This window comes from Flavobacterium calami, assembly GCF_038290035.1.
GTDB lineage: Bacteria > Bacteroidota > Bacteroidia > Flavobacteriales > Flavobacteriaceae > Flavobacterium > Flavobacterium calami.
Genome location: NZ_JBBYHS010000013.1, coordinates 105107 through 120591, shown reverse-complemented (window position 1 = coordinate 120591; position 15485 = coordinate 105107). Strand labels below are relative to the sequence as shown.

Annotated in this window: 10 protein-coding genes; 3 read left to right on the top strand and 7 right to left on the bottom strand. The window is 35.8% G+C overall.

Annotated elements, in window-relative coordinates:
* Positions 1-117: 117 nt before the first annotated feature.
* Both AAEO57_RS13390 and AAEO57_RS13385 read left to right on the top strand, forming a co-directional pair.
* Positions 118-2535, top strand: coding sequence for a serine hydrolase (locus AAEO57_RS13390; RefSeq protein WP_341693430.1), 2418 nt, complete (start codon positions 118-120; stop codon positions 2533-2535).
* A 4-nt stretch (positions 2536-2539) separates the two neighbouring features.
* On the top strand, positions 2540-2986 hold the full coding sequence (locus AAEO57_RS13385; protein WP_341693428.1) for a nuclear transport factor 2 family protein: 447 nt from the start codon (positions 2540-2542) through the stop codon (positions 2984-2986).
* A gap of 177 nt (positions 2987-3163) precedes the next feature.
* On the opposite strand, the gene AAEO57_RS13380 is transcribed toward AAEO57_RS13385, so the two are convergent.
* Positions 3164-6013 (bottom strand): T9SS type A sorting domain-containing protein, encoded by a 2850-nt coding sequence (locus AAEO57_RS13380; protein ID WP_341693426.1) that lies wholly within the window; start codon positions 6011-6013, stop codon positions 3164-3166.
* A gap of 224 nt (positions 6014-6237) precedes the next feature.
* Positions 6238-7440, bottom strand: a complete 1203-nt coding sequence (locus AAEO57_RS13375; protein WP_341693424.1) for an outer membrane protein assembly factor BamB family protein — start codon at positions 7438-7440, stop codon at positions 6238-6240.
* 48 nt (positions 7441-7488) lie between these two features.
* Between AAEO57_RS13375 and AAEO57_RS13370 the strand changes: the two genes are divergently transcribed.
* A complete protein-coding gene (locus tag AAEO57_RS13370) occupies positions 7489-7704 on the top strand; it encodes a hypothetical protein (RefSeq protein WP_341693422.1) in 216 nt (71 codons plus the stop codon).
* Positions 7705-7927: 223 nt separating this feature from the next.
* Here AAEO57_RS13370 and AAEO57_RS13365 read toward each other — a convergent pair whose 3' ends face one another.
* The 5 genes from AAEO57_RS13365 to AAEO57_RS13345 form a co-directional block, all read right to left on the bottom strand.
* Positions 7928-10366 (bottom strand): DUF4982 domain-containing protein, encoded by a 2439-nt coding sequence (locus AAEO57_RS13365; RefSeq protein ID WP_341693420.1) that lies wholly within the window; start codon positions 10364-10366, stop codon positions 7928-7930.
* A 108-nt stretch (positions 10367-10474) separates the two neighbouring features.
* Positions 10475-11434, bottom strand: coding sequence for a glycoside hydrolase family 53 protein (locus tag AAEO57_RS13360; protein WP_341693418.1), 960 nt, complete (start codon positions 11432-11434; stop codon positions 10475-10477).
* A 78-nt stretch (positions 11435-11512) separates the two neighbouring features.
* On the bottom strand, positions 11513-12604 hold the full coding sequence (locus AAEO57_RS13355) for a glycoside hydrolase family 53 protein (RefSeq protein WP_341693417.1): 1092 nt from the start codon (positions 12602-12604) through the stop codon (positions 11513-11515).
* Between the two features lie 166 nt (positions 12605-12770).
* A complete protein-coding gene (locus tag AAEO57_RS13350; protein ID WP_341693415.1) occupies positions 12771-13847 on the bottom strand; it encodes a SusE domain-containing protein in 1077 nt (358 codons plus the stop codon).
* Between the two features lie 33 nt (positions 13848-13880).
* A complete protein-coding gene (locus AAEO57_RS13345; RefSeq protein WP_341693413.1) occupies positions 13881-15485 on the bottom strand; it encodes a RagB/SusD family nutrient uptake outer membrane protein in 1605 nt (534 codons plus the stop codon).

The window sequence follows — 15485 nt, the reverse complement described above, 5'->3', positions numbered from 1 at the left end:
ACACTCTCAAAATAAGTTCAATTTTATAAAACCGAACTCTTACATCATAAAATAATACCGCTCCCCCATTTTTCCGACACATATTTGCTAACAGTTTAAAAATTAAAAAACGCAAATATGTACAAATCAATTTCAAAGTTTGGATCAATGCTTTTGATAAGCACTTTTTTTTGCTTGTCTTCTACCTTAGTTTTTTCTCAAAACAAAATCCTCTTTGTGGTTTCTAATCAGGATTACTACGGAACCTCAACAATTAAGGCAGCCAATCATTTTGGCGAGATTGTAGTACCTTATGATGTTTTCACAAAAGCGGGCTATACAGTAGATTTTGTAAGTCCAAAAGGCGGGGCTGTGCCAATTGGTTATATTAATGCTTCGGATAGCATTCATAAAAAATACCTCTACAACAGTTTTTTCATGACAAAACTCAAAAACACAATGCAGCCCGGCGAAGTTGTTGCTGAAAATTATGGCGTAATTTTTTACGGTGGCGGCGGTGCTGCTATGTTTGGAGTCGCCGAAAACACAGCTATTCAGAACCTTGCAAAACAGATTTATAATAAAAACGGAGTTGTTTCGGCCATTTGCCATGGTACGGCAGGTTTAGCGTATTTGAAAGATAAAAATGGAAAATCACTTTATAGTGGAAAAAGAATAACAGGATTTGCGAGTAAATTTGAAGATAAAGAAGAGGAATATTATAAAACATTTCCTTTGGTTATTGAACAGGCTATCAAAAACAATGAAGGCAGCTTTGTACATTCAGATAAACTGGGTGACGGCTTTTATGTTGTCGATGGGCGGTTTGTAACAGGACAAGATCCTAGCGCAGCATCAAAAATGACTGCAGAAATTATCTCACTTATCGAAAAAAGCAACCCTGATATAAAACAAGAAAGCTTTAAGAAATTGGATAAAGTATTCGCTGAATGGGATAATGTCACAGCTAAACCTGGAGTTGCAGCAGGACTTTTAAAAGGTTCGGAAATTATTTATCTGAAAGGTTTTGGAACTGCCAACATAAGTCACGAGACTCCAATTACTACAGATACCAAATTTCAAATTGGTGCCATGTCAAAACAGTTTACAGCCTTTGCCATACTATTATTAGAAGAAAAAGGAAAATTGTTATTGTCTGATGATGTACGCAAATACATTCCGCAGCTTCCTGATTATGGGCATACAATTACTATCAAACATTTATTAAGTCAATCCAGCGGTTTGAAAGACTTTATGGCTTTAAAAGAAATTTCGGGCTGGCGTGATAAAGACGTTTTTACACATAAAGATGCCTTAGATTTAATTTTCCGCCAAAAAGAATTGGATTATCTGCCCGGAACAAAATTTTCGTTTACCTCATCAGGGCTTATTTTATTGGCAGAAGTAATCAAACAGACCTCAGGTCAAACGCTTGCTGAATTTTCGAAGGAACATATTTTTCAGCCTTTGGGAATGACGAATACTTTGTTTTCTGATGATAATGAAATGATTATCCCTAATATGGCTGCTTCCTTCCAACCTGGTAAAAACGGTTTAAAACATCATTTTATTAACCATTCTATTGCCGGTACTACCAATCTTTACACTTCGGCAGCAGATTTGAGCCGTTGGTATCTCAATTTCGAAAATCCTAAAACTGGCAGTAAAAAACTGATTCAGAAACTCAATTCTCCTGTTACCCTGAATGATGAAAAAAAGACATTTAATCCAACCGCAGGAAAATTTTTATATGGACAACAATACCTCCATGCAGAACGAGGCGTTCCTAAAATATGGATGTACGGTTTAGAAGGCGGCTATGCAAGCAACATTTTTATATTCCCCAAACAAAAAGTTACCTCTTTTGTTCTCGGAAACAACAATCGTTATAATGGCAGTCTGGCCATGAATATGGCTGTTGAAGTACTGGGTGATGTATTTCCGGAACCACCGGCTATTGATTTCAGTAAGTTAAAAACCATAAAACTGACAACTCAGCAATTAGAAGCCTACTCCGGATACTATTGGGATTCTGAAAAAATATCTTCCTTAAGGGTTTATGTAAAAAATGACACCCTGCGTTATCAGGTGGGCAATGCGAACGAAAATTCATTGGTTCCAATCGCCGAAAATATTTTTCAGATGGTAATTGATAGCGATGATGTGATTAAATTCAAATTTCTCAGAGAGGGAAAGGTATTCAAAATGATTTACACTTCTGGCGAAAGTGATGAATATGTATATAAACATTATACTCCAAAAACATATTCAAAAGCAGATTTAGATGATTTTTCAGGCTCCTACTATTGCGAAGCTTTAAATGTAAGCTACACTTTTACACAGGATGAAAAAGGCTTATTCACGAGCAATAAAAACCAGCCTGAAATCAATTTCACACCCATTCTGGCAGATTTGTTTCTAAGCAGTTCCAGAAGTTTTGGCAGTATTCGGTTTATTCGGGACAAGCAGCAAAAAATCACAGGATTTTATATCAATTCTGACAGAATCAGGAATTTACTTTTTGAAAAAAAAGCTGCTAAAACCCAAACCCTTTAAAATTATGAAAGCATTAATTTTAAGCCTTTTAATTGTTATTACGTATACTTTTGAGGGATTTTCTCAAAAAAACAATACTAAATCAGACAAAGAACAGATTGAAGAAACTTTGATGCATTACATTGAAGGTACTGCAATCGGTCAGCCCGAAAGACTCCGGAAGGCTTTTCACCCCAACTTTAATCTGTACACCGTGGCAAATGACACTTTATGGACACGCTCTGGCGAAGAATACATTTCGAACATAAAAACCGGCGAAAAGTATAACCGGATAGGAAGGGTTATTTTTATTGATATCGAAAAAGATGCGGCAATAGCAAAAGCAGAAATTGTAGTACCGGAGTGGCGGACTTTTACAGACTATTTTTTACTGCTTAGATATGAAGGTACATGGAAAATAGTGCATAAAAGTTATTCATGGAGAGAATTGCCAAAAACAGAGAAGAAATAAAAAAGAGATTATTGAATATAATTAGTATAATAATGACAGAATAAAACTTAATCAAAAATAATGGGCCCAATACAACATCGGGCTCATTATTTTCAAACTTAATGATAAATTTGTCTCAACTTTTGAGGATAGTCTACAAAAATGACTGTCCATTTTTATTTGTTATAACTTGGAAAATTATTTTTTAATCACTTTCACGACTGATGATTGATTGGCAGAAACAATTTTTATAATGTAAGCTCCTTCTGCCAGAGACGAAAGATTAAGACTGGTTTGTAAAGCATAAACAGACTGTCTGATTAACTCCTGCCCCACAAGATTCATTACAATTACCTCCGTAATTTGCTGATTCATCTCAATATTTAGAATTCCGTAAGTCGGATTTGGATAAGTCAGCACCAAACTTTTGTTCTCTTCAAAATCTGGATTAGATAAAGTACCAACATAATAGGCGGTGCTGTCTATCATCCAGTTATTGCCGCTTGGAGCAGTATTTTTATCAGCCTGAATAGCTTTAAGGTTAGGGTTTATTGTAGCATTAAAAGTCCCTATACTGCTGTTGTTTTTATTATCAATGCTCAGAGTCATCAATTGATTATTAGAGCAATCCAAATAACTCAAAACACCATTCTTAGCTGCATTTAAAGAAGTTAACTGATTATACGAGCAATCTAAATAAGTTAAATCAACATTTTTGGTAATATCAAAAATGAAATTAGTGGTTGAAACATTCTTTTTATTGCTGCTTCCTGTTCCTCCTAATTTGTTATGGGAGCAATCCAAATAAGTCAAAGCTGTATTTTTGGTCAAATCCAAAACGGTTAGCTGATTATAGGAACAATCCAAATAGACCAAATCTATGTTATTGGTCAAATCTAAGGAGGTTAATTGATTTGAACTGCAATTCAACTCCGTCAAAAAGATATTTTTGGTTACATCCAAAGAAGTCAATTGATTTTCGTAGATATGCAATTTAGCTAACGATGTATTTTTTGTCAAATTTAAAGCGATCAGACGATTTTTATGAGTATACAAAGTATCCAAAACAATATTTTGTGTTAGATCGAGATCAGTCAATTCATTATCGGAACAATCTAAGGTTTTTAATGCCACAAAATGCTGTATTCCCTTTAAGCTTGAAATATTTTTAGATGAAATATTCAAACTTGTTACATTCGCAATTTTCGCAGTTACTATTTTGCCGTTTATGCTTCCGGAATCGAGCCCTAAATCAATCAGGGCCTGCTCAAAATTAACATCCGGAATTTCAGTATACGTTACTGCCGGACAGGCGGCAGTACTATAACTTGCTGTATCGTCTTTGATCCAGCCCTCAGGTTCGTTGACACTGTCTGCCTGAATACAGGTCAGATCAGGATTATTGCTTACGTCAAAATAAAGTATTTTATTATTATTTCCATTTTTAATATTCAACTCAACCAACTCATTGTCATTACAATATAGCTTCCCTTCCAAAGACGTATTTTTACTCAAATCTAAAGCTTTCAATTTATTAAATCTGCAATCAAGATCGCTTAAGGAGGTGTTTTTAGTCAAATCCAAAGCAGACAATTCATTTGATGCACACCACAAAGCAGACAAAGCTGTATTCTTTGATACATCTAAATTGGTTAACTGATTGGAATGACAATCAAAATATTTCAAAGCAATGTTTTTACTTACATCCAAATCAGTCAATAAATTTGACCCACAATATAATGCTTCAAGGGCGACAAAATCCTGTATTCCTGTCAAATTTGAAATCTTTCGGTTATCAAGTTTCAAGCCAGTTATATTGACAACATTAGCAGTAAGCACTTTTCCATCGATGCTGCCAGAATCTATTCCCTGATCAATCAAAGCCTGTTCAAAATTGGCGTCCGGAATAGCGGTATACGGAATGGAAGGACAAGCTATAATACTATAATTTGCCGTATCATCTTTTTGCCAGCCCATATTTGGAGCAATCAGGTTATCAGCCTCAATACAAGTCAGACTGGGATTTGATGTGGCATTAAAAGTGGTTAACTTGCTGTTATTTCCATTTTTAACATTCAAATACAGTAATTTATTAGAAAAGCAATAGAACTGGGTCAAATCTGTATTTTTGCTTATGTCCAAAGTAATTAATTGATTACTGCCGCAATTAAAACTACCTAAAACTGGATTTTTAGTTACATCTAGTGTAGTCAGCTGATTTTGTCCACAATTAAAATATTCTAAACCGGCATTTTGGGTTACATCTAAAGTTGTAAACTTGTTATTTCCACAAAACAGCGCATTTAGAGTGGTATTTTTAGTTACATCCAGAACAGTCAATAGATTGTAGGAGCAATTTAAAGAAGTCAAACCTGCATAAGGGGTTACATCTAAGGTTGTCAATTTATTATTATTGCAATTCAAATCAACAAAAGTTGTACTCTTGGTTAAATTTAAAGAAGTCAGTTGATTAGAGTAGCAATATAGTGTCGTCAAGGCATTATTTTTGGTTGTATCCAAAGTGGTCAGCTTATTTGAACTAACTTGTATATAACCCAGAATTGTATTATTAGCTACATTCAAAGTAGTTAATTTATTTGAACCACAATCTAAATAAGTCAAAACTGTATTATTGACTACACTTAAAGTAGTTAATTGATTATAAGAGCAAATCAATTCACCTAATAATGTATTTTGGGCTATATCCAAAGTAGTCAGCTGATTACTATCACAATATAGAGTTGTCAAAGCGGTATTTTGGGATACGTTCAAAGCTGTCAATGCATTTGCTGTGCATCTCAAAGTTTTTAAAGCCACGAAATCCTGAATCCCCGTTAAGTTTGAAATGTTTTTGCCTGAAACATTCAAACTGGTTACATTGGCAATTTTAGAAGTAAGTACTCTCCCGTCTTTGTTGCCAGAGTCGTAGCCTAAATTAATCAGGGCTTGTTCAAAATTAGCATCAGGAATAGCAGTATATTGTGCATTGGCGGTAAAACATAAAAATAACATTGCAAAGAATGCTGTAAAGAGTTTGTTGTTTCTCATTTAAATCAGTTTAAATTATGTGTTGCAAAAATATTGTACTCTTGTATAGATTATAAAAAAAATTGTGTTTTTATCAAAAATGAATTAACAGTATTGTATCAGACCGAACTTATGGAACTTACTATTTAAATACATAATAGAGGACCTTAAATTACACCAAAGCCTGATCACACTTTTGATATTTTTTTATAAAAAAAGCTTTCCCCATTGAGAAAGCTCATTTTTTATTTAATTATTTTGAGATAAGCACTATAAATATTATCCAGAATAGAAGTTCGCATATACATTACGTTTTCGTCCTTTCCTTCCAGTTCATATTGAATCAAACCGGCATCACAATAATAAAATATGGAATCCCCCTCCGGAAATTCAATATTGGAAATAGGCTGTGTCGTTAATTTGGTTTCAAATGCTATTTCACCATTATTGATGTCCAGCTCAAAAAGTTTTGCTTTGCGCGTATATCCCCATATATTATCATTATCCTCAATAATGTATTCAATATTATCACCTGCAAAATCCCTTTTCCATAGCTGGGTTCCCGTTTTTGAATCAACAGCGTATACCGAAGAAACTTCCGGTCCCTGAGCTGCAAAATATATTTTTTTGTCTTTGCAAAAGATACGCTCCTTACTGTTATTTTGGGTTTCATCAAATTTGAATTCCCATATAACATCCGGTTTAGAAGGACTTAATGCAAAAAGTACATTTTTTTCATTTGTTATAAATACATTTTCACCATCTGTTACAGGTTTTCCGGTCACAGGGTTCTCAAATGTTTTTTGATAAACAACTTTTCCGGTATTGGCTTCAAAACAATATAAATTAGATCCGCTTTGAACAAAAACCTTATTATCAAAAGAAAGTACCGGAGTATGATTGTTTAACGGATCTAGTCTGTAGCTCCATGCCAAACTGCCATCTTTGATATTAATGGCGTAGAGACTGCTGTTTTCATTTTGAGTAGTAATGTACAGTTTTCCGTTACTTATAGTCGGCATCTGGTCTTTAAGCACAACCTGATCGGTAATAGCACCTATCCTTGATTTCCAGAAAACAGTTCCGTCCTGATTATCGACAGCAAAAATTTCACCGTTAATAAACGGAACGTATACAACCCCGTCATGCAGTGTCACGCCATTGGCACACATTGGAGTAAAGGAATCTGCCGCTTTTACTGTCCAGCCGATAGTTTCTGATTCCAGGTCATAAGAGAAAAAAGAACCGTCATAATCATAAATCAGGATTGAAGCAGTATCCAACGGAACCTTTTTAACCGCACTTACAAATTTAGTAGAGAACACATCATTAACAGCTGCAGCCTTAGCAGGATCATTAACTTCAGCGGGGCTGGATGTAGTCGGCACCTGTCCAAACACGTTGACAACCGTGAAGACGAATAAAAGAGTGATTAACTTTTGTTTCATTTTTAAAATTTTGATTTGAGAATTCGATTTGGGGCACAATTATTTGAAATGAGAAACCAGACTATTAAAAGCAAAAAAAAGATTAACAGAGTTTCATACACAAAATTTCAAGATAGTAAAACCAATAAATCAACCAATATCTATGCCAAATATAGTAAAAAACTATTAGAGGGTTTAGAAGTTTGTAATGGGCATTATGGGAAGTGCTTTGGTTGGATTAAAGAAATTTTGGCTGAGCTTAATGAGGATGGAAAATCCGGATAATAAGCTTAATTTAGTCCCAACGGGTGTAGTAATCAGACTTTAGTCACAAGTATTTCAATAATGACAGAACTTATACAATTTATAAATCGTTTTCAGCCATTAACCAAACAAAAAAAGAGACGACAGTAAGTCATCTCTTTTACTATTCTAAAGTATAAATTGGTTACTTTACTAATAATTTCGAAAAACAAATCATTTTTTCAAAATCACAATATCCTAACTATTAACGTTTTGATTTCAAATTAATTTTACCAGTCTCAAGTCCTTTCCCTGTTACTTCCAATTGGATTGCTCCCGGGCTTTCAATTGCTTTTACCAAAACCACCAGTTTACCACTGAAAAGCTTCATATGATCCTCATGAAATATTTCTAAGGATGTGGCATCACCATTACATGCTGCTCTGTAAGTTGCAGCACCGGTTACTTTAAACTGCAGTTCGTTATCCGCTAGAGGACATGGAATTCCGTTTTTATCTACAACCGAAACCGTTACAAATGAGATATCCTCACCATCTGCTTTGATTGTTTTGCGATCTGCATTGAGCACAATTTTATAAGGATCTCCGGCTGTTTTAACTTCGCTTTTGGCCGCTATTTTTCCATTCGAATCAAAAGCAACAACTTTTACAGTTCCCGGCTCATATTTCACATCATTCCACATTAAACGATAACGATTTTGCGGAGTGGAATTATTTTTCTTTTGGATTCCCATACTCTTTCCGTTTACAAAAAGCTCTGCACTGTCGTAGTTTGTATAAACAAAAACTGGCGTGATCTCTCCTTCTCTTCCCTTCCAGTTCCAGTGCGGTAATATGTGAAGCGTTTTGCCTTCCTTATTCCATCTGCTTCTGTACAAATAAAAACGGTCTTTAGGAAGTCCTGCTAAATCAGAGATTCCAAAATAGGAACTTCTGGACGGCCATTTTTCATCATAAGGCGTAGGTTCTCCTAAATAATCAAAACCGGTCCAGACAAATTCGCCAATAACCCACGGTTTGTCATCCTGCAATACAAAATCTTCGTCAGGAACATTTGACCAGCTGCAAGCTTCGAGGTCATAAGAAGAACTTTGAAAATCAGGGTATTGTTTATTCTTTTCCTGAACCACAGGAAATTTATAAATTCCTCTTGAACTCACTGTTGAAGCGGTTTCTGAACCTAATATAAATCCTTGCGGAAATGTTTTATAAGCTTCTTCATAAAGATGCACTCTGTAATTTAACCCAGGAATATCCAGCAAAGCTCCAAAACCAGATTCCATAGTTGCTTTTACCTGATCCATACCCACAGTCACAGGTCTTGTAGGATCTTCACGATGAAAAATATCCTGCAGCCATTGGGCGCGTTTTACTCCTTCAGCTCCCCATTGATCCGGAACTTCGTTTCCTGAACTCCACATTACGATACTAGGATGATTTCGTGTGGCTCTCACCAGATTCACAATGTCTTTTTCTGCATATTCTTTAAAAAAACGATTGTAACCGTTTTCTACTTTTGGCTTTGCCCATTCGTCAAAGCTTTCGGCAAGGAACATGAATCCCATTTCGTCAGCCAGTTCAAGCTGTTCAAAAGAAGGCATATTGTGTGAACTTCGGATAGCGTTACATCCCATGTCTTTTAGAATCGTAAGCTGTCTGCGAAGCGCTGCTTTGTTTACAGCTGCACCAAGCGGTCCTAAATCATGATGAAGACAAACTCCTTTAAATTTAGTCACTTTACCATTAAGACTAAATCCTGTTTTGGGTTCGTATTTAATAAATCGGATACCAAACTTAGTGTTTTGTTCGTCTTTTAAAGTTCCGTCGGCTGCATATAATTTGGTTACTGCAGTGTATAAATAAGGTGTTTCAGGACTCCACAAATGAGGTTTGGCAACTAAAATTGTCTGATGAAATTTCCCATCCTTTGTTTCTGTACTTTTTTGTGTTGCAATGACTCTATTAGCGGCATCTTTTATTTGGGTTACCATAGACACATTACTGCCATGAAATTCCGCTTTGATATCCACAACTGCATTATTGTCTTTCATTTCGGGAGTAGTGATAAAAGTACCCCATTGTGCAAAACGTTCCTCCTCATTAACCACCACACTAACCTTTCTGTAAAGACCAGCACCAGGATACCATCTTGAAGAAAATGGCTCATTGGTCAATTTTACAGCCAGTACATTTTCTGATCCGGCAATCAAATCATTGGTTATATCAATATAAAAATAACTGTAGCCATAACCCCAGTTACCTATCTTTTTTCCGTTTAAATACACCTGAGGTTCACTCATAGCACCTTCAAACACAAGAATTGCTTTATTTCCTTTTTTAAACCCGGGAATAGAGAATGTATTGCGGTACCAGCCTGTTCCAATGTGTGGAAGCGCCCCTGTACGACCGGTTTTTTCTGTCGCTTCTTTTTCGCCGTTTTGCACGATGATACCAGTCTGGATGTCCCATTTTTTATCAAAAGGTCCATAAATAGCCCAATCGTGCGGGACAGTAACTTTTTCCCATTTTGAAGCATCAAAATCTACAGCAAAGGCATCTCCTTTTACTGCTGCAGAAAAACTCCAGTTGTCTTTTAAAACAACAGTAGTAGACTGTGACCTCATTTTTCCGGACGAAAAAACCAGCAGAAGTAAGAATAATATTGATCTAAAAATTAATTTCATTTTCTGTTTAATTTTTTACCATTAAGATATTAAGAAATTTAGTCAAGTTTTGTAAGGAGAATAAAGCTAAGCTTAATATCTTAATAGTAAATTGAATTTAAAAAATATTTAGTATTTGAAAGCATCCAGTGCAGGTGAAGGTTTTCCGTTATCGAGCCAGGCATTTAGCTGATATTGACTCCAGCTTTTGGCTCCCTGAGGTTCCCAGTAAATAACGCCTAACCCTTTATTGTCAGGTACGGCTTTTACGGCTTTTATAGTGGCTTCAAGCATTTCTTTGGTATTTTGTACCAATGTATAATCACCACCAACTTCGACCACCATTACTTCTTTTTTGTAACGGGAAGCCATGTCTTTTAGATTGTTTTCTAAATCAGCAATATTTTCTTTATAATCGGTTTTTAACCAAAAAGGATAGTACGAAAGACCAATTACATCGTATTTTACATTCAGTTCTGTAGCTTTGTCAAAAAACCATCTGAATTTTTCGTTTTTATTTCCTTCGTCCAGATGTACAATAACTTTAATTTTTGGATCTATAGCTTTTGTAGCCTCATAGCCTTTATTTAGTAATTGAGCCAGCTGAGGAAAATTATCTGTATGCCCTTCCGGCCAAAGCATACCACTTGGAATTTCATTTCCAACCTGAACCCATTCGGGTGTAACTCCTGCTTTTTTCAGCAATTTCAGCACATCGTAGGTATGATTGTAAACATCGTTCAGTAATTCAGGAAAAGGGTGTTTTGCCCAGGCTGCCGGTTTATTTTGTTTACCTGGATCTGCCCACGAATCACTGTAATGAAAATCAATCATGATACGCATTCCAATCTTTTGCGCGCGAACCGCCATGACAACTGTTTCTTGGGGGCTACAGTGTCCGCTGGCTTTATCATTGTTGGGGTTTACCCAAACGCGCAAACGAATGGAATTGATTCCTCTGTCTTTTAATAATTGCAGGCAGTCTTTTTCAGAGCCGTCTGCATCATAAAATTTATATCCTGTGGCTTCCATTTGTGGCAGCCAGCCTACATCTGCTCCTTTAGAAAAAGAACCTTCTTTACTTGCCATTTTTGTTTTACAAGAAGTAAATACAAGTGCCATGACAAGCAAAAAAGGTACTATTTTAAAATGCTTTTTCATGCTTTATTATCTGGCAAAAGCCTGCATTACCGATAAAGCATTATTGTCAAAACTATATAAAGCCTGATTCTCATAAGTAGAACCGTATGCAGATTGTTTTCCTCTAAAAGCAACCCATTCGCCACCCCAGTAAGCAAATCCCTGTCCGTGTGTTGATGCTTCAACCGAAGCTCTGACAGCAAGAACAAAAGCCTTTTGCCCTGCCGGAGTTGCAGGAAATTCAGGTATTATTTGTGAATTATTACCTATAATATTGTTCGTAAAATCATTATACAAGAATGTAAAAGGATAAGATGTTTCTGCAATCACGACCTTTTTACCGTATTTTTCTCCAAGGGCATTAATTGTAGACGTTACTTCAGACACATCTTTTCCGTGATGCATTGGATAGTATGATAATCCGATATAATCATAATCAATGCTACTCATTTTACCAAAAAACCAATCAGTATCACCACCTTTTATACCTGCATAATGAATCATGATTTTTGCATTTGGTGCTTTTGCACGAACAGCTTTACTTGCAGCTGTCAATAAAGCAATACATTGTTGCTCATTGCTCATTAAGTTTCCTTGTGGCCAAAGTAATCCGCTGTTGATCTCGTTTCCAATCTGTATAATATCAGGATTGATTTCTTTGATAATTTCTTCAGTATAAGTAGTTACTACCTTTTTCAATTCGTCAAAAGATAATTTTTCCCACGCTTTTGGAGTGGTCTGAGTACCCGGATCTGCCCAGTGATCAGAATAATGAACGGTTAACCAGACTCTAAGACCTGCTCTTCTTGACTTTTCTGCAAGCTCTTTTACTTCTGCCATACCAGAACGACCATTTACAGGATCTTTCCATAAACGGATTCGGACTGTATTACAACCTGCATTTTTAAGTGTGGTAAGCATGTTTTCTTCCTTGCCATTGTTGTAGAACTTAGTCTGAACAGCTTCCATTTCAGGAAGATATGAGATATCAGAACCTCTGATAAAAGTATCATCTGCAGGTGGTTGAGGAACATTTGTACCTTTGTCATCGTCGCCTGAACAAGCAAACTGAACTGCTGCTATGACAAGCAATCCAAGAAATTTTATATGTTTTTTCATATATAAGTTTTTTATCGGTCTATATGTAAAGTAGTGATTAAAAATTAAACCTTTTAAACTATCACAACAGTACCTATAGTTTTTTTGTTTTTTTAAATATAATTTTAAAAAAGAGGAATAAGAAGCCTCAAAATAATTAGGATTTGAGGCTTACTTCTTTTATTTATTACTGTACTTTAATAAAAGTATAACGACCATCTAAGTCATTCAGCCAAATATCGTATGTTCCTGCTTCAACATAGATATTTCCTCCATTGTTCCCCCATTCTTTACTCCAATCACTAACGTGAAATTTCATATTTCCTGCTTTTAAGGTTTGACTTGAAGCTTTCCAGATGTGAGGATCAAATGTTGATTTTGTCAAAGCAATGTGTTGGCTCCAATCATTGTCATCTCCGCTAATAGTGCTGCCTGAGTAAAATATTTCGCTATAGGTAGTTGCGGTTGATCCTGTGTACGCAGCAAGAGTATATGTTAAGTCCTTAATGTTGATCTCGAAAGTATAGTAACCTGCATTGTCATTCCAGAAATTACCGTCAGGTTGTGCTTGAGAAGTTTTGTAAAACACCTTGTTAGGTTCAGCAGTAGGATAATAAATAGGTTCCCACTGACCAATTTTTTCAATTAGTTTAAATTCACCTTTATTAAAATAACCTGTATAATAATGTTTTGTATTGTCATTAGGATCTGCAAAAATCGGCATGTTGTTATTGTTAACATCCCAACCTGCAGAAGTACCAGGACCTACTAAATACAAAGTAACCAATGGTACTTCTGTACTTCCGTATGGCGTTACCAAAATGGTAATTACATCTGAGAATTTTGGCTCAGCATTCGCAACACCTACAGTCGCTTTAATTCTAACATCAATACTACCTTCAACATTTGGTGTTAATCCAAGTTCCAATGCTCTTGCATTAAGTTCAGCAACGTCAATAACTGAGTTAGTTGAAGTGGAAGAGGTAACATCAATAGGTGCTGCAAATTCAGTGTCATTTGCTGCAAATTGAACGGTATAGGTAACAACCGTTGGTGTCCCGTAAGTTACTTTTTCCCAGGTTACAGTAAGGGCAGTATTAGCTGGTGTAGCCTCATTCAGGATAGTTGAAGAACCACTTTCTGGTGTGATAATTGAGAAAGCGGCTTCCTGAGGTTCTAAAATCATTAAATTTTCTTCGTTTTCACAAGACCATAATCCTGCAAGTATCGCTACAGCAATAAAAATTTTATAAATATTTTTCATTTTCTTATCTTTTATATTGTTAAAAAAGGGTTTTTAGTAACCAGTATTTTGAGTTAAGTTTTTATTAGCTCCCAATGATCCCTGTGGAATTGGAAAAAGTCTTCTGAAAGTAGGAATTGAAATTCCTCTGGCAGCGTTTCCTTTCCATGACCAGTTATAAGTTCCTCCTGTATATAATCCAAAACGTATTAAATCCTGTCTTCTGTGACCTTCCCAGTGCAACTCACGTGCTCTTTCATCAATTATAAATTGCAGGTTTAATTCGCTTGCTGTAATGTTTGCTGTTGTAGCATTATTATTAGCTCTTTCTCTTAGGCTATTTACATAAACAAGTGATTGGGCAATGGTACCATTTCCTCCTCTTAAGGTTGCTTCTGCATACATTAGGTAAACGTCTGCCAGCCTGAACAAAGGAAAATCAGTATCTGCAAAATCTCTGTTTTTTCCGTTTACTCCTGCAGAAGTTTTATTAGAGAATTTAGATATAATATACCCTTGTGTTTTTACACTAATATCGGCAATATCTATTGTTCTTTGTTTTGATGAGTTACCCTCAACACCTGTTCCAATAGTATTTCTGTCATCCTGACTGAATTTTGTACCATCAAATTTTTGTACAAATTGTTTTCTGATACGCAGTGCGCCTGTCCATCCGGTAATACCAAAATCGGCCGCATTATTTTCCCACTCACCAATTTGTCCATTAATTAAAAAGGTTGTACCTCCCCAGTTTTGAGTAAGAACTCCATCCGACTGAATTGTAAAAATCATTTCTTCAGAGGTATGGTTATCCGCCATAAAGTTTTCCAGATATTTTGGTTTAAGTGTATATCCTCCTGCAATGATTTCGTTACACATGGTAATACAATCACTATATCGGTCAGTTTGTGTATATACCTGAGCATTCAAATAAATTTTAGCCAGAATCATGCGTGCCATAGACTGATCTACTCTACCGTATACATTTGTTCTTGCCGGTTTTAAGTCTGGCAAAACAGCTTTTAATTCTGATTCGATAAAATCAAATAATTGCTTTCTGTTATATTCTGGTCCTGCAAAATTTAACGGATCGTTTTCCGTATACATAGCTGCTTTACCAAATAGGTCCATCATGTTATAATAAGCATACGCTCTTAAAACACGAACTTCTTTTCGGTACAGTTCAATTTCGGCTACAGTCGCAGCGTCAGTAATATTTCTTCTTCTTAATTTTTCTGGTGTACTTTCACGCAAAAAATCATTGGCATAGGCAACAGAAGCCATGGTACGGCTGTACATCCCTAAAATAACAGGGTTTGCAGCTGTCCATATATTTCGTTGTAATTCTGCAGTTCCTTCGTCATTTTCATAACTCCAAATCATTTCGTCTGTTGTCAGTTCCTGTAGGTTCAGTAAACATCTTACATACTGGCTTGTTCCGGCTGCTAAACCTTCTAGTGAAGAATAAATTGGTCCTTGAGTACCTGTAAGAGAAAGATTCCCGTATACCCCGGCCAATGCTTTTTGATACCCTTGCGGAGTAGAAAATAAAGCATCTGCAGAAAGTACGTCATCATCTTCAGAAACTACATTCATATCATCCGTACAAGAATAAAAAACGGTAGCTAGTGCTATAATAGTTATTATATACTTTTTCAT

Bases quoted from the DNA above. Each gene is read 5' to 3' on its own strand.
- AAEO57_RS13380 (WP_341693426.1), bottom strand. From the start codon at position 6,013: ATGAGAAACAACAAACTCTTTACAGCATTCTTTGCAATGTTATTTTTA.
- AAEO57_RS13355 (WP_341693417.1), bottom strand. From the start codon at position 12,604: ATGAAAAAACATATAAAATTTCTTGGATTGCTTGTCATAGCAGCAGTT.
- AAEO57_RS13345 (WP_341693413.1), bottom strand. From the start codon at position 15,485: ATGAAAAAGTATATAATAACTATTATAGCACTAGCTACCGTTTTTTAT.
- AAEO57_RS13365 (WP_341693420.1), bottom strand. From the start codon at position 10,366: ATGAAATTAATTTTTAGATCAATATTATTCTTACTTCTGCTGGTTTTT.
- AAEO57_RS13360 (WP_341693418.1), bottom strand. From the start codon at position 11,434: ATGGCAAGTAAAGAAGGTTCTTTTTCTAAAGGAGCAGATGTAGGCTGG.
- AAEO57_RS13350 (WP_341693415.1), bottom strand. From the start codon at position 13,847: ATGAAAAATATTTATAAAATTTTTATTGCTGTAGCGATACTTGCAGGA.
- AAEO57_RS13375 (WP_341693424.1), bottom strand. From the start codon at position 7,440: ATGAAACAAAAGTTAATCACTCTTTTATTCGTCTTCACGGTTGTCAAC.
- AAEO57_RS13370 (WP_341693422.1), top strand. From the start codon at position 7,489: ATGAGAAACCAGACTATTAAAAGCAAAAAAAAGATTAACAGAGTTTCA.
- AAEO57_RS13390 (WP_341693430.1), top strand. From the start codon at position 118: ATGTACAAATCAATTTCAAAGTTTGGATCAATGCTTTTGATAAGCACT.
- AAEO57_RS13385 (WP_341693428.1), top strand. From the start codon at position 2,540: ATGAAAGCATTAATTTTAAGCCTTTTAATTGTTATTACGTATACTTTT.